Below are 23892 nucleotides of genomic sequence, written 5' to 3' on the forward strand. Positions count from 1 at the left end.
AGGAAGAATATGTTCTCCGCACGCCGCACCACGTCCGTCGCCGTTGCCGCAGCAGCTCTCACGGGCGCGACGACCCTCACGGCCACCGGCGCTCAGGCTGCCGAATCGCAGCCGAAGGACACCGTCTGGAACCTCGGCTACGACGTCGCCGCCACGACGAACGTCAAGAAGATGAACCAGAGTTCGTCGACGACCGGTTTCAGCTTCTCCACCGTTCACGTCGAGAAGGGCACTCTGAGCTCCGACCTCATGCTCAAGGACCTCAAGACGCCGGTAAAGCTCGGCGGCCTCCAGATCGGTTACGCCACGATAGCGGTCGAGCCGGTCGGCAAGGCGACGGGCACGATCGACGCCACGACGCACAAGGTGACGCAGACGCAGAAGGCGTACCTGCACATCAAGGATCTCTCCCCCGCCGGTCACGGCCTCATCAACCTCGTGGGCAAGAACTGCAAGACGTCGGCGCCGGTCGAGATCCCGGTGAGTGGCACGATGAAGGGCGGCTCCGACCCCATCACCTTGAGCGGCAACTTCACCATTCCCAGCTTCACCGGCTGCGGAACCGGCGGAACGCTCAACAAGCTCGTGACTAAGCAGGTCAGCGGACCGGGCAACACCATCACGTTGAAGCTCACGCCGCGCGCCTGACTCGCGCAGCTCCTGACGTGGGGCGGACCGTCATTGCCGACGGTTCGCCCCACGTCTGTGTCCGCGCTCGCGTGTCCGCGCTCGCCCCGAGCCGCAGCGTGCACAATGGCCGCATGGGTACCTATGACGCATGGCTCGAGCAGGCCTCCATCGACGACGCCGTCCGCGAGCTTCGTCCGGACTACCGGGCAGTGCTCGTCGTCGCCGAGGGGTTGAGCGGCGGCGAGTCGAACGAGGCGAGCGAAACGCTGCTGTTCGCCGCCGAGGAACACGTGCGCCCGCTCCTGGAGCACACGAAGGTCGAGGAACTCCCCCACATCGCCGCATGGCGCGAGGCGTTCCGCGCCTTCGGCGCCAAGCCCCAACGCACCCGCAACTCCGCGGAGGCGCTCATGCGTCGAGCTGACGCCCTTCCGCGCATCAACGCGCTGACCGACGCCTACAACGCCGTCTCCGTCCGCTTCCAGACGCCGCTCGGCGGCGAGAACCTGGCCGCTTACGACGGGCCCCTGCGCCTCGTACGCGCGACCGGGGACGAGGAGTTCGGCACGCTCGCCTCGGGCGCCGAGACGGTCGAACACCCCGAGCCCGGCGAGGTCGTCTGGCGCGACGACGCCGGCGTCACCTGCCGCCGGTGGAACTGGCGCCAGTGCTACCGCACGCGTCTGACGGAGGAGACGACCGACGCCGTCTTCATCTGCGACGTTCTCGACGTCGACCCAGGCGACGGCGAGCAGCGAGCCCGCGAGGTCCGGGCGGCGCTCACCGAAGCTCTCGAAACCGTCAACCCGGGAGTGGAGATCAGCTCGCGCATCGTGTGAGCCACCGATGCGCGAGAGGAGGCGCCTGCCGCGGGAAGCAAACCGGCCAGTCTTACTGATTTCTGACCAAAACCTTACCGCCGCCGCGCCCCACGCCTGCGCTACGCCGGCCTACGTTCGATCCATGAGTGCGAACATCGAACTGGGAAGCGTCGCGGATGTCACGGCCGCGGCGGCCGCACTGGCGGGCCTGGCACTCAGCGCCCGATCCCTCAAGGTCGCGCAATCGGCGAACGACACTGCAGAACGCACCCGCACGGAGACGATCGACGCCGCACGCACCGCAGCCTCACGGGAAGACGACCGTGATCGACGAGCACTCGCAAGCCACCTGCAGGCGTGGTGGGCCTACACCGAGGACCCGTCGATCAGCACGAACGGGGCGAAGATGTACGGCGTCGTGGTCTCCAACCGCGGATCGACGAGCGCCGTCTTCCACGACGTCAGGATCGCCACGGTGGGCAACAACCATCCAAGCGGCGAGGACATCGAAATCGTCACCGTGCCGCCGGGGCTCTACTTCGTGGCAAGCAACGCCGTCACAGGAGGATCGGCGTGGGGCAGACCGGTGCTGGTGACCGACGAAAGCGCATTCTTCCCGCTCACGTTCGCACGAAAGTACGACGTCACGACCATCCGCTTTCGCGATCAACTCGGCACGCCATGGCAGTGGAGACCCACGGACGGATTGGTGGAGGTCGCGCCGGAGGCCGGTCGGGAAACCGCCGCGACGCCTTAGCCCACATGGAGCCTCGCAATGGGTAGCGTGACCCGCATCACACCCGGCCATCACGAGGTGCTGCATGCCCAACGTCGCCGCGTCCATCTGGACACACGCTTCCCGCAACCCTGACCGTCCCGCCGTCCGAAGCCTCGAGAAGAGCTGGTCCTACGAGGAGCTTCGCTCCCACGTCGCTGAGTGGGCCGGCGCCTTGCGTGAGGCCGGCCTCGAGCGCGGCGATCGCGTTGTCCTCATCGCGCCGTCGGTGCCCGAGTTCGCTGCCGTCTACCACGGCGCCCAGGCTGCGGGCATCGTCGTCGTGACGCTCAACGTCATGTCGACGCCCGCCGAGATCGGTTACGTGCTGGGCGATTCCGGAGCCCGACTCGTCATCGCGTGGCACGCAGCGACGACGGCCGCCGAGCGCGCGGGCGCCGAGGCAGACGTCGACATGTGGAGCCTGGAACCCCACGCCCCGGTCACCTGCGAGACGCCGCTGTCCGAGCCCGTGGAGCGCGACGCGTCCGAGACCGCTGTGCTCCTCTACACCTCGGGCACGACGGGTAAGCCCAAGGGCGTGCAGCTCACCGTTTCGAACCTGCTCGAGACGGCCGAGATCTTCATTCGACAGCTCGAACTGGAGCCGACGGACGCGTTCGGCACCGGCCTGCCGCTGTTCCACGTCTTCGGTCAGTGCATCTGCATGAACACGATCCTCGTCGGCGGTGCGAGTCTCTCCCTGCTCAGCCCGTTCGAACCGCAGGCCATGGTCCGCATGATCCGCGACCACGAACTGACGATCGTCGCGGGCGTTCCGACGATGTGGAACTACCTCCTGCACGTCGCCGGTGACTTCGGCCCCGCTGACTTCGCCAATCTCCGCCTGGCTGCCTCCGGCGGCGCGAGCCTGCCGGTGGAGGTCATCCGCGCGTTCGAGACCCGCTTCGGCTGCACGATCCTCGAGGGGTACGGCCTCACGGAGACCACCGGCGCGGCGACGTACCACTCCCCCTTCATCGAGCAGCGCGTCGGCACGACGGGCATCGCTCTGCCGGGGAGCGCCGTCGAGGTGCGCGGCGCTGACGGGCAACCCGTCGCCGTGGACGAGGTCGGCGAGGTCTTCATCACCGGCCCCATGGTGATGAAGGGCTACTGGAACCGTCCCGAGGCCACCGAGGCCGACCTCGTCGACGGGTGGTTCCGCACCGGAGACCTCGGCGCGCTCGACGCCGACGGGTATCTGCGCATCGTCGATCGCGCGAAGGATCTCATAATTCGTGGCGGCTACAACGTCTACCCCCGCGAGGTCGAGGAGGTGCTCTACGAGCACCCGGACGTCGTCGAGACGGCCGTCGTCGGCATCCGCGACGACACATACGGCGAGGAGGTCGGGGCCGTCGTCGTGCTGCGACCTGACGCGTCCCCCGACCCGGAGACGTTGCGCGCGTGGCTCAAGGAACGGCTTTCCGCGTACAAGGTGCCACACCTGTACCGGTTCGCGGACGAACTGCCCAAGGGCGCGACGGGAAAGATCCTCAAGCGCGCCATCGAGTGGACCCACGACGAGGAGAAGAACGATGACTGACGTCCAGACCGTCAAGGGGGTCGTCGACTCCGGCGACCTCGGTGCGACGCTCGTCCACGAGCACGTCTTCGTGCTCGGCGAGGAGTACCGCGTCAACTACAGCGAGTGGGACGAGGACGCCCGCGTCGCCGATGCGTCCCGCCAGTTGCAGGAGCTCAAAGAGCTCGGCATCGACACGATCCTCGACCCGACCGTGCTCGGGCTCGGGCGCTACATCCCGCGCATCCAGAAGGTGGCCGAGGGAACCGACCTCAACATCGTCGTCGCGACGGGCGTCTACACCTACGACGACGTGCCGTTCCAGTTCCACTACACGGGCCCGGAGACCCTCTTCGGCGGTCCGGAGCCGATGACCGAACTGTTCCTCAAGGACCTGCGCGAGGGCATCGCCGACACGGGCGTGCGCGCTGCGTTCCTCAAGTGCGCCATCGAGGAGAAGGGCCTGACGCCCGGTGTCGAACGCGTCATGCGGGCGGTCGGCGCGGCGAATGCCGAGACGTCGGCTCCGGTCACCGTGCACACGCACGCGGGCAGCGAATCCGGACTCGTGGCGCAGCGTGTGCTCGCCGAGGAGGGCGTCGATCTCGGTCGTGTCGTCATCGGCCACAGCGGCGACTCGACCGACCTCGATTACCTGTGCAAGCTCGCCGACGCCGGAAGCTACCTCGGCATGGACCGTTTCGGCATCGACGTTCTCCTGCCGTTCGAGCAGCGCGTCGACACGATCGTCGAGCTGTGCCGTCGCGGTTACGCCGAGAAGGTCGTCATCGCCCACGACGCGTCGTGCCTCATCGACTGGTTCCCCGAGGGACTCATCCCCCAGGCCCAACCGAACTGGAACTTCCGGCACATCAGCGAGGACGTGCTCCCTGCGCTGCGCGAGCGCGGCGTGAGCGACGCGGACATCCACACGATCCTGGTGGACAATCCGCGTCGCTACTTCGAGTAAGTTGGCCGTCGTTCGGCGGGCGAAGATCAGTTCGCCGAGGACGTCATGGAGTCGGAGCTCTTCATGTGGCTCTTCATCTCGGTGCTCGTCGGCATGTTCGACGACGAGTTGCCGGAGCCCCGGCCGTCGTTGTTGCAGGCGGCAACGCCGAACACGGCGCAGGCGGACAGGGTGATGGCGGCAAGGCGCTTCCTGATGGTTCCTTCTCTCGCAAACGGTGTGCATGAGGCATTCGGCGCCCTCACCCGAATGGATGGGAGACGGGGTGTGGTCTACCTCACACCGACCGAGACGGTGTGCCATCCCGAGGAGCCGTCGGGCGTCACCTCGGCTTCCTGCGATGTCTGCACCTTGCCGTCGGCGTACCGGCAACGGGCCTTGATCGTGTGCTGCCCCTTGGGCGCGTCCCAGGACAGCCACCACTGCCGCCAGTAGTCGATACCGACGTTCGGGCCGAGCTTCGCCGTCTGCCATTCGCCGTCGTCGATCTGCACCTCGACCCCGACGATGCCCTGGTGCTGGGCCCACGCGACGCCGCCGATCGCCAGGCGTCCGGCGTCGATGGTGCGGCCGGCGCGGGGTGTGTCGATGCGCGCCGAGGGCTTGATCGGTCCCTTCTCGCTCCAGCCGCGGTCGGTCCAGTACGCGCGGTGCTCGGCGTAGGTGGTGACCGTCAGCTTCGTCACCCACTTCGTCGCCCCGACGTAGCCGTAGAGGCCCGGCGTGACGAGACGCGCGGGGAAACCGTGCTCGCGCGGCAGCGGCTCGCCGTTCATCCCGACGGCCAGGAGAGCCTGACGGTTCTTGTCCTGGAAGGCCTCGATCGGCGTCGAGCAGGTCCACCCGTCGTCGGAGACGGAGAGCACCTGGTCGGCGCGCTGCGCGGACGCGCCTTGGCGAGCAGGTCGCGCACCGGGACGCCGAGCCAGCGGGCGCCGCCCGCGTACTCGCCGCCCACCTCGTTGCTCACGCAGGTGAGGGTCACGTCCGCCTCGACGAGCGGCATGGCGAGGATGTCGTCGTAGGTGAACTCGAGTTCCTCCTCGACGTCGCCGTCGATGACGAGTCGCCACCCGCCCGCGTCGACGTTGGGCACGACGAGCGCGGTGTCGATGCGGTAGAAGTTCGAGTTCGGGGTGACGAGCGGCGTCACCCCCTTCACGGTGCGCTCCAACCCCGCGGGCATGGCGGGCAGCGAGCGGCTCGGGCGCGGCAGTGCGCGCACCATCTGCGTCACCTGCGAGCCGATCTTCTGTCCCATGCCCGCGGCCACGGCTCCGAGCCCGGCAAGGGCTCCCGCGCTCAGCATCGTCCGGCGCGTCACGTCGCCCGAGGCCACGCCAGGCGCGATGCTCGACGAACCTGACGCCGACGACATCACCGCCACGAAGCTTCCGACCCCGACGAAGGCCGTCGCGAGCGACGGGATGACGGCGAAGACTCCCCCGCCCGGCCGGGCCCACGCGGCAAGGCCGGCGAGCGCGACGAGGACACCGAGCAGCGCAACACCGCGCACGAGCCGCGTCCGAGCGAGCAGCCCAGCGAGCGCGCCGAGCAGGCCGGTGACGAGCGCCACGGAGGCGAGCAGGACGGGCTTGTCAGCGGTGCCGAAGGTCGACACGGCGAAGTTCTTCAGCCAGGTCGGAGCCGCATCGACAACGGCCGAACCGACCGCGAACGGCGGCGAATAGCTCGGCCCCGTGATCGCCGCGACGAGGGGCCCTGCCCCCGCGCCGGCGATCGTCGAAGCCAAGCCGACGAACGCTGCTTGCCCCTTGCCGAGGTGCGCGGCCGTCACAGCTGCACCGAACCCAGCACCTTCGAGGTCGGCTGGGCCGAACCGCCGGCCGGTTCCATCGACACGGCGACCTCGCGGGCGGCGCCGGCGTCACCGTGCAACGGCATGGCGATGAGCCCGTCCTTCTCCGGCTCGGGCAGCAGGCCACCGGAGACCAACTTCCCGGAGGAGTCCTTGACCCACATCTGGTACGCCATGCCGTCCGGGGCGCGCCCCATCGTCGTCGACGTGACGACGGCTTTGTCCATACCCATCGAACGGGTGACGGTGATCTTGTGCTCGCCCATGTCGATGACCGACTCACGGGCGTCGTCGGCGTGCATGACCTCCGCGACTGGTGCCGGCATGGAGCCGGCGTCGTCGCTCGCGATCCGTACCCCGGCCACCGCGATGACGATGGCTGCGGCGGCAGCACCGAGCCACAGAATTGCTCGCCGGGCCGCGCGTGGCGTCTGGGAACGCTCCGCGGCGACGGGCACGACGGGTGGCAGCGGACGGGTGCGAGCCACCTGAGCGAGGAGCTCACTGCGCACGTGAGCGGGCGGCGTCAGCTCGGGGGCGGGCAGCGTTGCCGCCGCTTCCTGGAGGGAGAGCACCTCGCCAAGCGCCTCGGGGTGATCGCGCAGGTAGGCCTCAACGGCCTCACGCTCCTCGGGCGTCACGGCGTCCACCGCGTACGCTCCGATGAGTCCGTAGGCGTCGCCCGGTCGAACGTCGCGCTTCATCGTTCACCTCCCATGGTGTCGCGCAGGCGGATGAGTCCGTCGCGGATGCGTGTCTTCGCCGTTCCGAGCGGCAGGTCGAGCAGGGCGGCCACCTCGGTGTGGGTGTGTCCGCCGAAGTAGGCGAGTTCGAGCGCCTCGCGCTGAACCGGGGTGAGGGTCGCCATCGCGCGCCGGACGCGCTCGGCCTCGAGGCTGCTCACGACGGCTTCGCTCGTCGAGTCGAACGCGACCTCGCGCTGTTCGACGGCGTACCGCCCTTCCCGGGCGCTCGCCGTCTCGGCGTGACGCACCCGGTCGACGGCCCGCCGGTGCGCGATCGTCATCATCCAGGACATGGCGGACGCCTGCTTCGCGTCGTAGCGAGCCGAGTGGCGCCAGATGTCGAGGTAGGTCTCCTGGAGAACCTCCTCGGACTGCGCCGGGTCGCGCAGCACGCGCACGATGAGACCGAAGACGCGGGCACTCGTGTCGTCGTACAGCTGCGCGAACGCGGTGTTATCACCTCGCGCGCAACGTTGGACGAGTTCCTCAGCACGCGTCGGAGCACCTGACGGATCCGGCACAGGAGCGAGCGACGCGGCACGGGCCGCACGCGCGGATGACGTTAACCGCACTCACTCCCCTGCTGACGTTGGTTGTTCCTCATGCCCGGCGTTCGGAGCCCAGCTGCGAACGGATGGGTCGGACGGCGCACATTCTGCCCGAACCGTTCCACCGTGTGCGGGCGAGAAGACATATGTCGACTTCCGAACATGTTCCGAATATCATGGGTTCATGTCACTCGCGGCGAACCTCCCCCACGTCACCCGACGCTCCTCGGACCTCAGCAAACACTCGGCCGAGGTCTTCGCCGAGGCCGAGAACCACCCCGTCACAGTGACTCGACGGGATGGTGAGTCGCTTGTACTCATGTCCCAGCGCGAAGCGGACGCTCGAGCAGAGCTTCTCCACATCGCTGCGACTCTCGTCACGGTGACGCTCGAGGACGGCCCCCTCAGTGAGCGCATGGCTAACCGCTATCCCTGGATGTATGCCCTGAGCACTGCGGAACGCGAGCAGTGTGCCACCGACCTCGTCGAGGCAGCACGCGCCTCCTTCTCGACGGGGCAACCGCATCTGGCGATTACCAAGCTCACGAGTTGGCGGGAGACGGCCACCGCCATAGCCGCGGGGCTGGGCACCGAGCCTGTGGAATGGCTCGATGACGAACCCGTCGTCGAGCGCCCCTGAGCATGCCCAGGGAAGCGGTCGTACCGCGGCCGGCCAAAAAGTCGGAGTACGTGCTGAAATACGCGACGAAACAGTCCGAGAAGGGCTGGCGCGATCTCGTGGCCACGATCCGCAATCCCATGAGCGACAGCTGGGATTTTCTCACTCGTACTCCCCTGTCGAAGACTCCGAACAACTACCCGCTGTAAGGCTCGCTGGCTTCGATCAGTCGTGGAGGCCGAACGTATCAACGTTGGCAGCACAAGCCCACGCTCAAGGGCACGGCCCGTATTTGGTTCTACGTGGACGGCAGCACCGTCTACCTGGAGCAGGTTCACACGGCTCATCCCAACGAGACCAAGTAACTGCGGCTCGGCCCGCAACGCCGTCGGCCCGGCTCCCTGAAGGGAACCGGGGCGACGGTGTTCAGCTACCTGCTGTTACCGCGTCACGCACTCTTGACGATGTTGCGCAGCACGTACTGCAGGATGCCGTCGTTACGGTAGTAGTCGGCTTCACCGGGGGTGTCGATGCGGACGACCGCGTCGAACTCCACCGTCTCGCCGCCGTCCTTCGTGGCCACAACCTTGACCGTCTTCGGCGTCGTGCCCTCGTTGAGGGCCTCGATGCCGGTGATCTCGAAGGTCTCCGTACCGTCCAGACCCAGGTCGTCAGCCGTCTTACCGGCCGGGAACTGCATCGGCAGGATGCCCATGCCGATGAGGTTGGAGCGGTGGATGCGCTCGAACGACTCGGCGATGACGGCCTTGACGCCCAGCAGACGCGTACCCTTCGCAGCCCAGTCACGCGACGAGCCCGAACCGTACTCCTTGCCGGCGAGCACAACGAGCGGCGTACCGGCCTCGGCGTAGTTCATCGCGGCGTCGTAGATCGTGTTCTGCTCACCGTTGTTCGTGAAGTCGCGCGTAAAGCCACCCTCGACGCCGTCGAGGAGCTGGTTCTTCAGGCGGATGTTCGCGAACGTACCGCGCACCATGACCTCGTGGTTACCGCGGCGCGAACCGTAGGAGTTGAAGTCCTTGCGGTCGACGCCGCGCTCGGCGAGGTACTTGCCCGCGGGGCTGTCGGCCTTGATGTTGCCGGCCGGGGAGATGTGGTCGGTGGTGACCGAGTCGCCCAGCTTGGCGAGCACGCGGGCGCCCTTGATGTCGGTGACCGGGGTCAGCTCCATCTTCATGCCCTCGAAGTACGGGGGCTTGCGGACGTACGTGGACTCGTCGTCCCACTCGAACGTGCTACCGGACGGCGTCTCGAGACCCTGCCAGCGCTCGTCACCGGCGAAAACGTCCTTGTACTGCTCGAGGAACATGTCGCGGTTGATCGAGGACGCGATCGTCGAGTCGACGTCCTGCGCGCTCGGCCAGATGTCCTTGAGGAAGACGTCGTTGCCGTCCTTGTCCTGACCCAGGGCTTCGTTCTCGAAGTCGAAGTCCATCGTGCCGGCCAGCGCGTAGGCGATGACGAGCGGCGGGGAGGCCAGGTAGTTCATCTTCACGTCGGGGTTGATGCGACCCTCGAAGTTGCGGTTACCCGACAGGACGGAGACGACGGCGAGGTCGTTCTCGTTGACGGCAGCGGAGATGTCGTCCGGCAGCGGGCCGGAGTTACCGATGCAGGTGGTGCAGCCGTAACCGACGAGGTGGTAGCCGAGAGCCTTGAGCGCCGGCCACAGGCCCGCCTTCTCGTAGTACTCGGTGACGACCTTCGAGCCCGGAGCCATCGACGTCTTGACCCACGGCTTGACCTTGAGGCCCTTGTCGGCGGCGTTCTTCGCGAGAAGACCGGCCGCGAGCATGACCGACGGGTTCGAGGTGTTGGTGCAGCTCGTGATCGAGGCGATGGCGACATCACCGTGGTCGATCTCGAAACTTCCACCGTCACGGTTGACCGTGGTCGGCTTGGAGGGGCGCTCGCTCTTGCCTGAGATCGGCGAGTTCGTCGGGGCCGAACGCGGGTCGGAGACCTGGTCGGCACTCGTGTTCACCGAGTCGGACGCAGGGAAGGTGCCCTCGAGCTCCTCGTCGACCGAGCTGTCCTCGATGCTGTTGCCGTTGACGACGTAGTTGTCGAGATCGGCGACGAACTGCTGCTTGGCCTCGGACAGCAGGATGCGGTCCTGCGGGCGCTTCGGGCCGGCGATCGACGGGACGACCGTCGACAGATCCAGCTCGAGCTCCTCGGAGAAGCGCAGCTCGACGCTCGGGTCGAGCCACATGCCCTGCTCCTTGGCGTACGCCTCGGCGAGGGCGACCTGCTCGTCGCTGCGGCCCGTGAGGCGCAGGTAGTCGAGGGTCACGGAGTCGATCGGGAAGATCGCACACGTGGAGCCGAACTCGGGGCTCATGTTGCCGATCGTGGCGCGGTTCGCGAGCGGGATGGAGGCGACGCCCTCACCGTGGAACTCGACGAACTTGCCGACGACACCGTGCTCGCGCAGCATCTGCGTGATCGTGAGGACGACGTCCGTGGCGGTGACGCCCGAGGGGATCTCACCGGTGATCTTGAAGCCGACGACGCGCGGGATGAGCATCGAGACGGACTGGCCGAGCATCGCGGCCTCGGCCTCGATACCGCCGACGCCCCAACCGAGGACGCCGAGGCCGTTCTCCATCGTGGTGTGGCTGTCGGTACCGATGCAGGTGTCGGGGTAGGCCACGCCCTCGCGCTCCATGACGACGCGCGCCAGGTGCTCGATGTTGACCTGGTGGACGATGCCGGTGCCCGGGGGGACGACCTTGAAGTCGTCGAAGGCGCCCTGGCCCCAGCGCAGGAACTGGTAACGCTCGTTGTTGCGCTCGTACTCGAGCTCGACGTTCTTCTCGAACGCGTCGTTCGTGCCGAAGGCGTCGATCTGGACCGAGTGGTCGATGACGAGCTCGGCCGGCGAGAGCGGGTTGACCTTGTTCGTGTCACCGCCGAGTTCGCCGGCGGCCTCACGCATCGTGGCGAGGTCGACGACACAGGGAACACCGGTGAAGTCCTGCATGATCACGCGCGCGGGCGTGAACTGGATCTCGGTGTCCGGGTCGGCCTTCTCGTTCCAGCCACCGAGAGCGGAGATCTGCTCCTTGGTGACGTTCGCGCCGTCTTCGGTGCGCAGCAGGTTCTCGAGGAGAACCTTGAGGCTGTACGGCAGGGTCTCGTGGCCCTCGACCGTGTTGATGCGGTAGATCTCGTAGCTGTTCGAGCCAACCTCAAGGGTGCCCTTTGCTCCGAAGCTGTCCGTGCTCTGACTCACGCCGACTCCTTCGTCTGTTGCCTGGGAGCGCGCCCCTCGGGCCCGCGTCCCGCGTCATTTATCTTGACGTCAAGATAACTTAATCACACGCTGGGAACGCCCCTCAGCAAAGGCAAACCTAACTTTGCCACCTGCCCTCGCCGAGGCCGTTCTCCTGCCTTGATCGTAGGTCGCCGAGCCCGTCATGTCGCCCCACTAGGCGAGCCCGATGTCGACGATCTCAGGATGCGTTCGCCTCACCGGGGGGTCGCAGCACCGCGATGCACTCGACGTGCTGCGTCATGGGGAACGCGTCGAAGCCGCGCAGAGCATCGACCTGGTAGCCGCGATCGGCGAAGTAGCCGAGGTCACGCGCGAGCGCGGCCGGGTCGCACGCGACGTAGGTGACGACGCGGGGCGCGAGGTCGGCGATCGTCGCCACGACGTCGCGGCCCGCACCTGCACGGGGCGGGTCGAGGACGACGACGTCGGCGCCGGTTCCGAGGTTGGCCTTCGCCACGTCGGACGCAAGGAGGTCGACGTGGCGGGCTCCGCCCATGTTCGTGCGGGCGTACTCGATCGCCTCGGCATCCGCCTCGACGCCGAGCACCGAACCGCTCGGGCCCACGAGGTCGGCGAGGGCGCGCGTGAACAGGCCGACGCCGCAGTACAGGTCGACGGCCCGCTCCCCCTCCTGCGGGTCGGTGGCGTCGAGGACGACGTCGAGGAACGTGGAGGCAGCCGCCGGGTGCACCTGCCAGAACCCACGGGCGCTGACGTCGAACTCGGCGCTGCCGTGGGCGGTGTCGACGATCTCGCGCACCGCGGGGGTCTTCTCGCCCTTGGGCTGCGGCAGCTCGATGCCGACGATGTCGCCGACGGAGGGGCGCACGAGGTCGAGGCCCGCGACCGAGGAGTCGAAGCGGTCACGCAGCGCCGCGGTGAAACCCTCGTCCGAGACGACGCAGTCGTCGATCTCGACGAGTCGGTGTGAGCGGTGTTCGCGCAGGCCCACAACACCGTCGTCGACGGCGAGTTCGAGGCGGGTGCGCCAGCGCAGCCCGTCGGGGTGGCCGGGCAGTTCCTCGACGGTGAAGTCGGGGGCCACCTCGTGAAGGTCGATCTTGGCGATGCGTTGCAGTTGCTCGCGCACCACCTGCGTCTTGAGCGCGCGCTGCGCGGGCAGGGCGACGTGCTGCCAGTCGCAGCCGCCACACATGCCGGGGCCGGAGAACGGGCACGGCGCGGGGACGCGATCGGGCGAGGCGTCGAGCACCTCGACGGCGTCGGCGCGAAGGAACTTCGACTCGCTCGTGCCCTCCGTAATCCGCGCGACGACGCGCTCGCCGGGCAGCGTGTGCCGCACGAAGACGACGCGGCCCTCGTGGCGGGCGACGCAGTGCCCGCCGTGCGCGACGCCCTCGACGGCGAGTTCCAGCCGCTCGCCCTCCATCGGGCGGCCCTTGCGGGCCTTGCGACGGTTCATTCCAGAGCGGCGACCGGGTGCAGAACGTGACGTTGCCATGTCGTTCACCCTCCCCCGGATGTCCCGGAACACGCAACGCAGCAGGGCCTCACCTTCGATAGGGTCGCCTCGTGAACTACGTCATCATGGGCTGCGGCCGCGTCGGTTCCTTCCTCGCACGCACGCTCGAGGACACCGGCCACAGCGTCGCCATCGTCGACCGCGACGAATCCGCCTTCCGCCGCCTGCCGAGCTCGTTCCTCGGACGCCGCATCGTCGGGGTCGGCTTCGACCGCGAGACGCTCATCGCCGCCGGCATCGAAGAGGCGTTCGCCTTCGCCGCCGTCTCCAGCGGTGACAACTCGAACATCCTCTCGGCCCGCGTGGCACGCGAGACGTACGGCGTCGAACGCGTCGTCGCCCGCATCTACGACCCGGGCCGCGCCGAGATCTACCAGCGCCTCGGCATCCCCACGGTCGCACCGTTCGCTGGACCGCCGACCAGGTGTTGCGGCGCATCGTGCCGCAGGAGAGCACCGCGGTGCACCACGATCAGTCGGGCACCCTCGCCATCCTCGAGATCCCCGTCCACCCCGCGTGGATCGGGCACGCCTACGACGAACTCGAGCAGGTCACCACCTCGCGCGTCGCGTACGTCTCGCGCCTGAGCACCGGCATCCTGCCCCGCGCCGGCCTCGTCCACCAGGAGGGCGACATCGTGCACTTCGTCGTCGAATCAGCCCGCCGGGAGCTCATCGAGGCGTTGCTCTCGCAGGGCCCTCACACCGACCTCACGAACCCGCTCGCGCGCGAGCACTGAGAGGCACGTCATGCGCATCGTCGTCGTCGGGGCCGGAAGCGTCGGCCGATCCATCACCCGCGAACTGCTGAGCAACGAACACAGCCTGCTCGTCATCGACAAGTACGCCCGCGAGGAGCGCGTCAAGGCCATCCCGGACGCCACGTGGCTCCTCGCCGACGCGTGCGAGGTGGCCACGCTCGAGGAGGCACAGCTCGAGCACGCCGACGTCGTCGTCTGCGCCACGGGTGACGACAAGGTCAACCTCGTCGTCTCCCTGCTCGCGAAGACGGAGTTCGGCGTGCCGCGTACCGTGGCCCGCGTCAACAACCCGCGCAACGAGTGGATGTTCGACGAGGGCTGGGGCGTCGACGTCGCCGTCTCCACCCCGCGCCTCATGACGGCGCTCGTCGAGGAGGCCGTCAGCGTCGGCGACCTCGTGCGCCTCTTCGAGTTCCAGCAGGGCAAGGCCACGATGGTGGAGCTCACGCTCCCCCTCGACTCCCCCTACTGCGGCAGTAGCGTGGCCGATCTCGCCCTTCCGCCGGAGTGCGTGCTCGTCGGCATCATCCGCGACCAACTGCCGATGGCGCCGGTGCCCGAGGATAGCCTCCAGGCACTCGACGAACTGCTCTTCCTCGCCACGCGTGACGCCGAGCGCACCCTCGCGGCGAAGCTCACGGGACGGCGTCGCGACGAGGTGCAGACGGTCCTGAGCGACCGCAACTTCTGAGGTCGCTCAGCACTGCGGGCAAGCGGCGTCAGGCGCCGTGCTCGCGCGCCTCGTGCTCGAGACGTTCGTGGCCTTCGCGGTCGTCGTGCAGTAGCGCGTCGTGGGTGTCCAGCGGGGTCTCACCGCGCAGGAGCAACAGCGCCATGAGGGCGAGGGCGGCGAGGTACAGCGGCCAACCGAGCGCGATCTTGGCGACACCGAGCATCGTCACCTGGTCGGCCAGGTAGAGCGGCAGCATGACGGCCAGGCGCACGGCGAACAGGGCCGCGAACACCCACGTCAGGCGCGTGCAGACCTTCACCATGGCGCGGCTGCGCTGCCACGCCGTGGGGTCGTCCTTGAGGTTCGGGTCGCCGCCCGCGACGATGAAACCGACGAGCGGCCAGCGCACGACGATCGACGCAATGCTGATGGCGAGCATGACGCCCGCCTGGATGAGACCGGGCAGGAAGACGTCGGACGCGTTGCCGGAACGCTTCGCGAGAAACGCAGCGAAGGCCGTGGCGAACGCCGCAGCGACGACAAACTTCACCGTCTGACGCTGCACGAGGCGCAGCACGAGCGCGACGACGAGCACGACCGCCGCGGCAATGAGCGCTTGGTTGAGGTTCTTCGTCGCGGTCCACACCGCGACGAACGCGACCGTCGGCAATGCCGCCTCGAGCGATCCGCGCCACCCGCCGACCGCGACGGCGAGGCGCTCGCGGATGACGGCCTCGACCGTGTTCGCCGAGGGCTGGTGGTTCTCGGTCACTGGGATTCCTCGTTCTCGAGCAGGAGCTCGTAGGCGGGGTTGAAGATCGTGGGCCGGTTCTTCACGGTCGTCAGGAGCCCTTCGACGGCGAGCGCGGCGCCGACGTGAATACCGACGACCTCACGGCGACCGAGCATGACGAGCGACGCGGGCTGGACCGAGGTGTCGAACGGGTCGAGATCGACAACGAGGTCGGGCACACTCTCGGAGCGCGGCCTGACGGTGACCTCGCTGACGCGCCCTTCGATCCTCACCCGGCGTCGAGCAGGCGCGAGGGCGTAGCGGGAGGCCTCTCGTGCTCGCTGGGCCGCGGCCTCTTCCTCCCCCGACGGGCCGGGGAGGAAACGGGCACGCAGCTTCGCGACCATCTGCTCCATCAGCGCGTCTCGGTGATCTCCGGGCCACGCTCCAGCGGGCCGACGGCGGGATCGCTCTCACCGGCGGACTGCTCCTGCTCGCGCACCTGGGCGAGCAACTCCGGCGGCAGGGTGAATTCGAGCAGCTCGCGCGGCGCGCGGGCTTCACCCCCGCGTCGCACGACGACGGAACGCACGAATTTCATGGCGCGCTCCGCGGCGTCGTCGTCGAGGGCCGCGTGGCCCGACAGCACGGCGCGCAGGAACCAGCGCGGGCCGTCGACGCCGATGAAGCGTGCCGGCGAGAAGGTGGTGCGGCCGTCGGGGCCCTGGCTGGGCATGCGCGCGTGCAGCTCGGTGCCGAGGTCGCCGTCGACCTCGTCGGCCGTGCCGCCACCGGCGAGGATCGACTCGGCGATCTCGCGGCGGATGCCGTACCAGATGCCGCTCGTCTTGGGCGCGGCGAAAACCTGCAGCTGAACCGCGGAGGCGCCGCCCTCACCGATGACGGCGGTCATGCCGGTGAGTAACTGCGTGCTCTCGTCGACGTCGAGGCGAAGCTCGACGTCCTCACCAGGGGCGAGCAGCAGCGCGCCGAAGTCGATGCGGTCACCCTCGGGAGCGTCGTCGACGTCGAACGGGCCGTTGGAGAGGTCGACGTCCTCACGCGGGCGCAGGCGCGAACGGCGGCGGCGCTCCTCGGGGGTGATCTCCTCGGACGTCACGTCCGCCGACTCGGTGGCCGTCTCGTCGGTGTCCTCGCTGAGGTCGACCTCCTCGTCGCCCTCGACCTGCGAGGCTGCGTCGTCCTTCTTACGTCGGAACATGGCCATGATCAGTCAGTCTCCTTCTCGGCGCGAGCCTGCGTGGCCGCGAATCCGCCGGTCGAACCGTGCCCACCGGCGCCACGCGACGAGTCGTCGAGGTCGTCGACGACGACGAACGTCGCCTTCTCCACCCGCTGCACGACGAGTTGCGCGATGCGGTCTCCCCTGGAGACGGTGAACGACTCGCGGCTGTCGGTGTTGACGAGGTTGACCTGGATCTCGCCTCGGTAGCCGGCGTCGACGACGCCGGGCGCGTTGACGATGGTGATGCCGTGGCGAGCGGCCAACCCGGATCGGGGGTGGACGAAGCCGGCGTATCCCTCAGGAATCGCGACGGCGATACCCGTGGGAACGAGCGCGCGGTGACCGGGCGCGAGCGTCAGGCCGACGCGTGCCCGCAGATCCGCACCGGCGTCACCCGCGTGGGCGTACGTCGGCACCTCCAGCCCCGGATCGAGGCGTCGGATGGGGACGGTGAGATGTCCGTCGTCGTCGCGGCTCGGTGCGTTGTCCATGCCTCAGGCGCAGTCGCGGCAGACCGGAAGGCCGCCGTCCTCTTCAGCGAGCTGGCTGCGGTGGTGAACGAGGAAGCACTTGCTGCAGGTGAACTCGTCCTCCTGGCGCGGCAGAACGCGCACGGAGAGCTCCTCACCCGACAGATCGGCGCCGGGAAGCTCGAAGCCTTCGGCGTGCTCGGTCTCGTCGACGTCGACGCTGCTCGAGGACTTGTCGACCCGACGGGACTTCAGTTCCTCGATCGAGTCTTCGCTGACGTCGTCTTCGTTCTTGCGCGGGGCATCGTAGTCAGTTGCCATCAGTACTCTTTCTTCGATGAGTGTGCGGCGTCGCGCTTGTGGCGCTCACCGCTGATCCCCCGCTGCAACGCGCGGATGACCCGATTTGTGCCCGCATACTAGCGCGCCTCGGGGAAAAGGCAATCCGTGAGGTCGGCAAAGATGCCGGGAGCTGTCGCGATCGCCATCGCTTTGCCCATCTCGCCGCCCGGTGCGCCCCCGATCAAAGCGCCTGCTTCGGTGGCGATGACCTGCCCCGCGGCCTGGTCCCACGCATTGATTCCGGACTCGTAGTAACCATCGAGCCGGCCCGACGCGACGAAGCAGAGGTCAAGTGCCGCGGACCCGCCGCGTCGGATGTCGCGCACCTTCGGCAGCAGCTGCGCCACGGCAGCGCCCTGCTCTTCACGCTTGGCCGCTTCGTACCCGAAACCGGTGCCGACGAGCGCGAGCTCGAGACGCTCGCAGTCGCTGACGGCGAGGGGCTCGCGTCGCCCGTCGGCCGTGACGAGGTGGGCGCCCTGGCCGTGGGCCGCGGCGTAGGTCTCCCCCAGCAACGGTGCGCTCACGGCACCCGCAACGGGCAGCCAGGCGCCCTCACGCGTCGTGTCGCCGATGCACACGGCCACCGACACCGCGAAGAATGGGTGACCGTAGAGGTAGTTGACGGTGCCGTCGATGGGGTCGACGACCCACGTCAGGCCCGAGGTGCCCTCGCTCGCGCCGCCCTCCTCACCGAGGATCGCGTCGTCGGGACGCTCGGCGTCGATGCGCTCGCGCAGCAACTGCTCGCTGCGCTGGTCCATGACGGTGACGACGTCGACCTCGCTCGACTTCGTCGCTTCGACCCCGAGGGAACGCGGGCGTTCCGTCACGACGAGGCGCGCGGCGTCGTCAGCCATGGCCGTCGCGAGATCGCGCAGACGAGTGAGCTCCTCGGCGTTCAGCCACTCGGGCAGGGCGAGCGGTGCGTCGGTGTCGCGTTCCATCGGGTTCTCCTTCGCGCAGGTGCGCTTTGACGGTACGACCTCAGTCGCGACCGCACAGAGCGGGCTTGGCGGCGCGCAGGTTCGGGCAGCAGCCCGGGGCGCAGATCGACGGCATGGCCTCGCCCGGCCACGCGGGGCACTCGGGCGTCTCGTCACGGGCCTCGGCCGCGCGCTCCTCGACGAGGTCGACGAGGCCGTGCACGAACTCGTCGTCCGTGCCCACGGTCGGCACGCGACGCATGACGAGCCCGAGGCGTTCGGCGGTTTCGGCGGCCTCGGTGTCGAGGTCGTAGACGACCTCCACGTGGTCGGAGACGAAGCCGATCGGCGCGACGACGACATGCGTCACGCCGCGCTCCGCGAGGTGCTCGAGGTGGTCGTTGATGTCGGGCTCGAGCCACGGCTGCGACGGCGGGCCGGAACGCGAGCAGTAGACGAGCGCGCCCTCGAGGTCACGCGAGAGCGTTGCGTTCGCCTCCGAGAGGATGGCGGCCCCCAGCTCGTCGTGCTGCTGCCAGTAGAGGTTGCCGTCACCGTCGCCGGGTCCGGAGGTGTCGTCCATGCCGAGCGGAATCGAGTGCGTGACGAAGACGACCTGCACCTGCTCGTCCGGTACCCCGGCGAACTCGCGCAGGGCGTCGGTGACGAGGCGGACGTTGGCGCGGGCGAAGGACGGGTGCGTGGCGAACTGACGGATCTTGTCGATCTCGAAGCCGGGCAGGCCCTCATCCTCGAGGGTGTTCACTGCGGCCGCGAGGTCCTCGCGGTACTGACGGCACGAGCTGTAGGAGGCGTACGCGCTCGTCGTGACGGTGACGATGCGGCGCATGCCCTCGCCGTGGGCGTCGCGCAGGGTGTCGGTGAGGAAGGGCTCGCTGTTGCGGTTGCCCCACAGGATCGGCGTCGTGATGTCACGACGGTCGAGTTCGGCGCGCAGCGCGGCGATGAGGGCCCGGTTCTGGTCGTTGATCGGGCTGCGCCCGCCGAGCTCCTCGTAGTGGTGGGCCACCTCGGCGAGACGCTCGTCGGGGATGCCGCGCCCGGCCGTCACGCGGCGTAGGAACGGCATGATCTCGTCGGGCTTCTCGGGTCCGCCGAACGAGGCGAGCAGGACGGCGTCGTACGGTTCGAGCGGGTTGGTGTCGGTCACGACCGGTCTCCAGTTCGAAGGGGCTGAGGGGCATTGAGGTCGAGCACCACGGCGATCATGCGCAGGGCGAAGGCGACGAAGACGCAGCCCCAGAGCACGGGCACCGTGTAGTACGGCGTCTCGTGCGCGATGACGACGAGCGAACTGCCGAGCAGGGCCGGCACGACATAGAGCTCGCGGCGCAGCACCTCGGGCACCTGCCCGACGATGACGTCGCGCATGAGGCCGCCACCGATGGCGGTGAGGACGCCGACGAAGATCGCCGTCGTCGCACCGGCGCCGTAGGCGAGGGCCTTGATCGAGCCTGCGACGCAGAACAGCGCGAGGCCGGCGGCGTCGAGGAGGCGCACGAGTCGAGCGATACGGCTCATCTCGGGGTGGAGCGTGAACGCACACAGGCCCGCGAGGACGCAGACGCCCATGAGGCGCCAGTCACTGACGCCGACGGGCGGCGTCTGACCGATGAGCAGATCGCGCAGCACCCCGCCGCCGAGTCCGGCCATTCCGGAGAGGATGACGACGCCGAGGATGTCGAGCCTCTTGCGTACGGCGACGAGCCCACCGGAGAGCGCGAAGACGAACACGCCGATGAGGTCGAGGAGGAGCTGCAGAGAGCCGCTTTGCGTGAGCACCATGGCAGCGACACGTTATCGCGGGCGGCGCGCCGTCCCTGCATCAGGCGGGCGATAATGGCACAGTAGCGGCTACACAACTGGTAACGGATGGAGTTGCGTCGTGCAGGAATTGCGTTTGATCGGGGTCTCGGAGGACGGCAGCGGCCTCCTTCTCGCCGACGACGACGGGGGTCGCTTCACCCTTCCCATCACCGACGAACTGCGCACCACGATCCGACGTGACCGCCGCGAGCCGGCGTCCGCCGACGGCCAGGCGAAGGCCGAGAACCCGCTGCGTCCGCGCGACGTTCAGGGCCTCATCCGCGGCGGGGTGCCGCTCGAGGAGATCGCCGAGCGTGCCGGGTGGACGCTCGAGAAGGTGCAGCGCTACGAAGGCCCGATCCGCGCCGAGCGCGACTACGTCTCCGGTCTGGCGCAGGGTGTTCAGCTGTACGGGCGAGGTGAGACGACGACGCTGCGTGAGCGCGCCGACCGTCGTCTCGCCGAGCGCGGCGTCGAGGCCGAGCGCGTCGTGTGGGACAGCTGGAAGAACGACGACGCCCACTGGACCGTCACCGTGCGCTTCCCCGCCGGTGGTCGCCAGCGTGAGGCCACGTGGCTGTTCGACCCGGTGAACCGCGCACTGCGCACCGTCGACGACGAGGCCCGTTGGCTCGGTGGCGACGAGATCGCCGCCGCTGACGAGGAGGCTCCCGAGCGTCAGAAGGCCGTCGCGCGCAAGAAGGCCGGCGGTTCCGCTCGCGCCGCACGCCCGGCGTCCGTCTACGACGTCGAGGCCGAAGGCGGTCTCGAAGACGCACAGGCTCCTCACCTCGGTGCGACGCTCGGCTCGAGCGACGACGCCGGCAAGCCTGCCGACCTGACCGCGTCGATGCGTGCGCGCCAGGCGAGCCGCAGTCGGTCGAAGGGCTCGGGTCGCTCGAACGCGTCTCGCCCGACGGCGCTGCCGAACGTGACGAGCGGCTCCCCCGACGTCACGCGCGTCGAGCGTCTCGACCTCGGCGCGACGCCTCCCCCGGCGCCGAGCCACCCGCGTCCGGAGGAACTGCACGCTCGTTCCGACAGCGACGCCGACAACGCGAACACGAACGCGAACGCTGAGAAGAACGATGACACCACGCGCCGCGCGACGGCCGGTGTGACGGCGCTGCCGACGCGCAAGACGGCCGACGCGCCTTCGCCTGACGAGCCCGACGCCGATGGTCACGCTGCCGATGAGTCCGACGATGTGGCGGCCGAGAAGTCGACGTCCACGGGTTCGCGTCGCCGCAAGAGCCGCCGCTCGCGCGCCAACCTCGAGCAGGCTTCCGTGCGCGCGGCGCTGCACGACGACGACGCCGAGCAGGACGAGTCGCTCTTCGGCGAACTGCCCGGCTTCCACGACGGTGGCGACGTGCACCAGCTGCACGACGTCGAGGACGACGCGTTCGACGAGGCCGACCTCGACGACGCGGACGACGTTGCCGAGGCCGACGTCGAGGACGCAGTCGACGACGGCGTGAGACGAAGGCCTCAGGCTCCGCGGTGGCCGATGACGAGGTCGTTCAGGAGGAGTCGCTCTTCGACGAGGTCGACGAACCCGCTGAGGCTTCGGCTCCCGCGAAGAAGAGCACCCAGAAGCGCACCTCGGTGCCCGAGCGTGCGAGCCAGTCGCGCAAGAGCAGCCGCCCGAGCGTTCCGAGCTGGGACGACATCATGTTCGGTGGCCGCGGCCCCAAGAAGTGACTTTCAGGGCTGAGCCTCTGCGCCAGACCTGACGGACAGGAGAACGCCCGACCTCGCGCCCCGTGCGCTGAGGTCGGGCGTTCGGCGTTCGCGTGGAGGTTTACCGAGCGGTGTCCGTCGGCGTGAAGGTTCGGTAGCTCGTCGTTGCGAGGCGTCAGCGGTCGCTGCGATCCCAGCCGTCGTCGCCATCCCACTGCGGCCGGTAGGACGACGATCGGCGCTCCTGCTCGGGCATGCGGCGCGTACGATCGTCGCGCGGCTCCCCGGTGTTTCGGGAATCCGACGTCGGCACCGGAAGCGTCCGGCGGTTCTCCTGCCACGCGTCGTACGGGTCGTATCCGCCGCGGGAACTGCTGTCGAACTCGTCGTACCGGTCGTCGTCCTGGTTGTACCGATCATCGTCGCGATAGCGCTCGCCTCGTGGATTCCCCGTCGGTTCGTCGCGGTGCCAGCGCCGCGTGCGCGGAGTCGTCGGCAGGTCGTCGGGTGCGCGGGTGAACGCGTCGTCCGAGGTCTCCGTCACGGTGTCGGCGAAGGCGCCACCGCGTCGGGCGCCACGACCGTCATCGTCCTCGCTGGTAACGCGGCGGCGCGGCCACGTCGGTCCGCGTCCGGCGTTCCACAGCATGACGAGCACGGCCCACCCGACGAGGAGGACAGCGGCGGAGTAGAGGCCGATCGTCGCGTCGGTCGGCACGACGCAGGCGTAGATGCCACCGATGACCCAGGCGAGCTGGAGCACCGTCTCGGAGCGCGCGAAGGCGCTCGTGCGCACGGCCTCGGCGAGGTGATCCTGAATGAGCGAGTCGACGGCGAGCTTGCCCAACTGTTGACCGAGACCGGCGACGAGGCCGACGACGATGGCCGTCACGAGGGTGAAGTGCACCGCGCAGACCACCATGGCCACTGCGTCGGCCAACATCGAGCCCACGACGACGGTGCGCGGCGCGAAGTTCTTGACGAGCGAACCGAGCACCGTGCCGAGCGCGTTACCCAGCGCTGCGGCGCCGACGACGAGCGCCAGCAGTGTCGTGGCGCGATCCTCCCAGCCAGGTAGCGGGTGGGTCTTCATGAGGAAGGCCATGAACATCGTGAGGAAGCCGCTGATCCAGCGCAGACCGACGTTGGCGCGCAGCGCGGAGACGATGACGCTCGGCAGGCGCACCTGGGCGCGTCCGGAGCGCAGTGAGTCGGTGCGTTCGGAATCGATGTCAGGCGGCAACAGAATGGCGAGCACCGTGCCGACGACGAAGAGCAGGAACGCGGCGCGGAAGGCCCACGTCGCGCCGAACAGGGCCGCGGCACCACCGGCGAGCGGGCCACCGATCGATGCGCCTGCCACGCCAGCGAGGCTCATGCGGCTGTTGGCCTTGACGAGCGTCATGCCGTAGGGCAGCAACCGTGGTGTGGCGGACGATCGGGTGACGAGGTAGGCCTTGCTCGAGACGAGGATGGCCAGGGCCGTCGGGAACTGCCAGGTGGAGCCCTTCTCGATGGCGTCGGCGAGCACCCAACAGAGGAAGCCGCGCAGCGCGAGCGTGCCGCCCATGGCCCAGCGGCGCCCGTGCCGGTAGCGGTCGAGCAGAGGGCCGATGAGCGGCGCCACGATGGCGAACGGCAGCATCGTGAGGACGAGGAACAGCGCGACGTGATCCTTCGCCTCGCCGGGCTGCGCGGAGACGAACAGCGTGCCGGCGAGGCCGACCATGACGGCGGCGTCGCCGGCGTTGGAGAGGGCGTGCACCTCGATGAGGCGCCCGAGGCCACTCTCCCCCGCGCCCTGGGCGTTGCTCGCCCGGCGGGCGGCGCGCAGCGTCGTCTTCGTGGCACCCGCGCTCAGGCGGTAGGCGCCGCGTGCTGCACGCCCGCCCATGACTCCGGCACTGCGCAGGCGTTCGGCGCGTCCGCGGTGGGGCGCTGCCCCGACGCGTTCGCGCCGCTCCTCTCGCTCGTACCGTTCGTTCATCGCGC

The 23892-nt window shown here is 68.8% G+C and carries 23 protein-coding genes and 2 pseudogenes; 9 read left to right on the forward strand and 16 right to left on the reverse strand.

Annotation, left to right across the window (positions count from 1 at the left end; all coding sequences use genetic code 11):
* The first annotated feature begins 9 nt into the window (after nt 1-9).
* The 5 genes from D1832_RS07160 (at nt 10) to D1832_RS07180 (ending at nt 4724) form a co-directional block, all read left to right on the forward strand.
* On the forward strand, nt 10-648 hold the full coding sequence (locus tag D1832_RS07160; protein WP_118913243.1) for a hypothetical protein: 639 nt from the start codon (nt 10-12) through the stop codon (nt 646-648).
* 113 nt (nt 649-761) lie between these two features.
* Complete coding sequence (locus tag D1832_RS07165) at nt 762-1469, forward strand: B3/B4 domain-containing protein (RefSeq protein WP_118913280.1); 708 nt, start codon at nt 762-764, stop codon at nt 1467-1469.
* Between the two features lie 7 nt (nt 1470-1476).
* On the forward strand, nt 1477-2208 hold the full coding sequence (locus tag D1832_RS07170) for a hypothetical protein (protein WP_147362635.1): 732 nt from the start codon (nt 1477-1479) through the stop codon (nt 2206-2208).
* Nucleotides 2209-2272: 64 nt separating this feature from the next.
* Nucleotides 2273-3775 carry a long-chain-fatty-acid--CoA ligase gene (locus tag D1832_RS07175; protein ID WP_118913245.1) on the forward strand — a complete coding sequence of 501 codons (1503 nt, stop codon included), beginning with the start codon at nt 2273-2275 and terminating at the stop codon, nt 3773-3775.
* The gene (locus D1832_RS07180; RefSeq protein WP_118913246.1) at nt 3768-4724 is read left to right on the forward strand and encodes a phosphotriesterase family protein; all 957 of its coding nucleotides are present in this window, start codon (nt 3768-3770) and stop codon (nt 4722-4724) included. Before D1832_RS07175 ends, D1832_RS07180 begins: the two co-directional genes overlap by 8 nt.
* Nucleotides 4725-4750: 26 nt before the next feature.
* Here the strand turns inward: D1832_RS07180 and D1832_RS16005 are convergent, their stop codons facing one another.
* From D1832_RS16005 to sigK, 5 genes and pseudogenes are all read right to left on the reverse strand, one after another.
* Nucleotides 4751-4879 (reverse strand): hypothetical protein, encoded by a 129-nt coding sequence (locus D1832_RS16005; protein WP_274541955.1) that lies wholly within the window; start codon nt 4877-4879, stop codon nt 4751-4753.
* Between the two features lie 117 nt (nt 4880-4996).
* Nucleotides 4997-5410: an Ig-like domain-containing protein gene (locus D1832_RS16315; RefSeq protein ID WP_476728661.1), complete on the reverse strand. Its 414-nt coding sequence runs from the start codon at nt 5408-5410 to the stop codon at nt 4997-4999.
* A gap of 15 nt (nt 5411-5425) precedes the next feature.
* A pseudogene (locus D1832_RS16320) lies at nt 5426-6102 on the reverse strand (molybdopterin-dependent oxidoreductase); the annotation flags it as partial.
* Nucleotides 6103-6518: 416 nt separating this feature from the next.
* Entirely contained in the window at nt 6519-7247 is a 729-nt protein-coding gene (locus D1832_RS07190; RefSeq protein ID WP_118913247.1) for an anti-sigma factor, read from the reverse strand.
* Entirely contained in the window at nt 7244-7810 is a 567-nt protein-coding gene (gene sigK, locus D1832_RS07195) for an ECF RNA polymerase sigma factor SigK (RefSeq protein WP_118913248.1), read from the reverse strand. The genes D1832_RS07190 and sigK overlap by 4 nt, the downstream gene beginning before the upstream one ends.
* A 211-nt stretch (nt 7811-8021) precedes the next feature.
* Here sigK and D1832_RS07200 point away from each other — a divergent pair, with 211 nt between their 5' ends.
* Nucleotides 8022-8477: a prevent-host-death protein gene (locus D1832_RS07200; RefSeq protein WP_118913249.1), complete on the forward strand. Its 456-nt coding sequence runs from the start codon at nt 8022-8024 to the stop codon at nt 8475-8477.
* 427 nt (nt 8478-8904) lie between these two features.
* Here D1832_RS07200 and acnA read toward each other — a convergent pair whose 3' ends face one another.
* Nucleotides 8905-11715: an aconitate hydratase AcnA gene (gene acnA, locus D1832_RS07210; protein WP_118913250.1), complete on the reverse strand. Its 2811-nt coding sequence runs from the start codon at nt 11713-11715 to the stop codon at nt 8905-8907.
* Between the two features lie 220 nt (nt 11716-11935).
* Entirely contained in the window at nt 11936-13219 is a 1284-nt protein-coding gene (locus D1832_RS07215) for a class I SAM-dependent RNA methyltransferase (protein ID WP_118913281.1), read from the reverse strand.
* Nucleotides 13220-13305: 86 nt separating this feature from the next.
* Between D1832_RS07215 and D1832_RS07220 the strand changes: the two are divergent.
* Together D1832_RS07220 and D1832_RS07225 are read left to right on the forward strand one after the other, a co-directional pair.
* Nucleotides 13306-13979 (forward strand): annotated as a pseudogene (locus D1832_RS07220) (potassium channel family protein).
* Between the two features lie 10 nt (nt 13980-13989).
* On the forward strand, nt 13990-14691 hold the full coding sequence (locus tag D1832_RS07225) for a potassium channel family protein (protein ID WP_118913251.1): 702 nt from the start codon (nt 13990-13992) through the stop codon (nt 14689-14691).
* 28 nt (nt 14692-14719) lie between these two features.
* On the opposite strand, the gene D1832_RS07230 is transcribed toward D1832_RS07225, so the two are convergent.
* From D1832_RS07230 to D1832_RS07265, 8 genes are all read right to left on the reverse strand, one after another.
* The gene (locus D1832_RS07230; protein ID WP_118913252.1) at nt 14720-15445 is read right to left on the reverse strand and encodes a DUF3159 domain-containing protein; all 726 of its coding nucleotides are present in this window, start codon (nt 15443-15445) and stop codon (nt 14720-14722) included.
* A complete protein-coding gene (locus D1832_RS07235; RefSeq protein WP_241510907.1) occupies nt 15442-15822 on the reverse strand; it encodes a DNA-binding protein in 381 nt (126 codons plus the stop codon). The genes D1832_RS07230 and D1832_RS07235 overlap by 4 nt, the downstream gene beginning before the upstream one ends.
* Nucleotides 15822-16634 (reverse strand): DUF3710 domain-containing protein, encoded by an 813-nt coding sequence (locus tag D1832_RS07240; protein WP_118913253.1) that lies wholly within the window; start codon nt 16632-16634, stop codon nt 15822-15824. Before D1832_RS07240 ends, D1832_RS07235 begins: the two co-directional genes overlap by 1 nt.
* A gap of 2 nt (nt 16635-16636) precedes the next feature.
* Nucleotides 16637-17143: a dUTP diphosphatase gene (dut, locus tag D1832_RS07245; protein ID WP_118913254.1), complete on the reverse strand. Its 507-nt coding sequence runs from the start codon at nt 17141-17143 to the stop codon at nt 16637-16639.
* A 3-nt stretch (nt 17144-17146) separates the two neighbouring features.
* Entirely contained in the window at nt 17147-17443 is a 297-nt protein-coding gene (locus D1832_RS07250; protein WP_047311514.1) for a DUF4193 domain-containing protein, read from the reverse strand.
* A 98-nt stretch (nt 17444-17541) separates the two neighbouring features.
* The gene (locus D1832_RS07255; protein WP_118913255.1) at nt 17542-18411 is read right to left on the reverse strand and encodes an inositol monophosphatase family protein; all 870 of its coding nucleotides are present in this window, start codon (nt 18409-18411) and stop codon (nt 17542-17544) included.
* A gap of 40 nt (nt 18412-18451) precedes the next feature.
* Entirely contained in the window at nt 18452-19561 is a 1110-nt protein-coding gene (locus D1832_RS07260) for a ferrochelatase (protein WP_118913256.1), read from the reverse strand.
* Nucleotides 19558-20196, reverse strand: a complete 639-nt coding sequence (locus D1832_RS07265; protein WP_047311511.1) for a trimeric intracellular cation channel family protein — start codon at nt 20194-20196, stop codon at nt 19558-19560. Before D1832_RS07265 ends, D1832_RS07260 begins: the two co-directional genes overlap by 4 nt.
* A 100-nt stretch (nt 20197-20296) precedes the next feature.
* On the opposite strand from D1832_RS07265, the gene sepH reads away from it, so the two are divergent.
* Nucleotides 20297-21934: a septation protein SepH gene (sepH, locus tag D1832_RS07270; RefSeq protein ID WP_118913257.1), complete on the forward strand. Its 1638-nt coding sequence runs from the start codon at nt 20297-20299 to the stop codon at nt 21932-21934.
* A gap of 141 nt (nt 21935-22075) precedes the next feature.
* On the opposite strand, the gene D1832_RS07275 is transcribed toward sepH, so the two are convergent.
* Nucleotides 22076-23887 (reverse strand): MFS transporter, encoded by a 1812-nt coding sequence (locus D1832_RS07275; protein ID WP_118913258.1) that lies wholly within the window; start codon nt 23885-23887, stop codon nt 22076-22078.
* Nucleotides 23888-23892: the final 5 nt, after the last annotated feature.

The sequence above is a fragment of the Dermacoccus abyssi genome (assembly GCF_003515945.1).
In the GTDB taxonomy this organism is placed as follows: Bacteria; Actinomycetota; Actinomycetes; order Actinomycetales; family Dermatophilaceae; genus Dermacoccus; species Dermacoccus abyssi.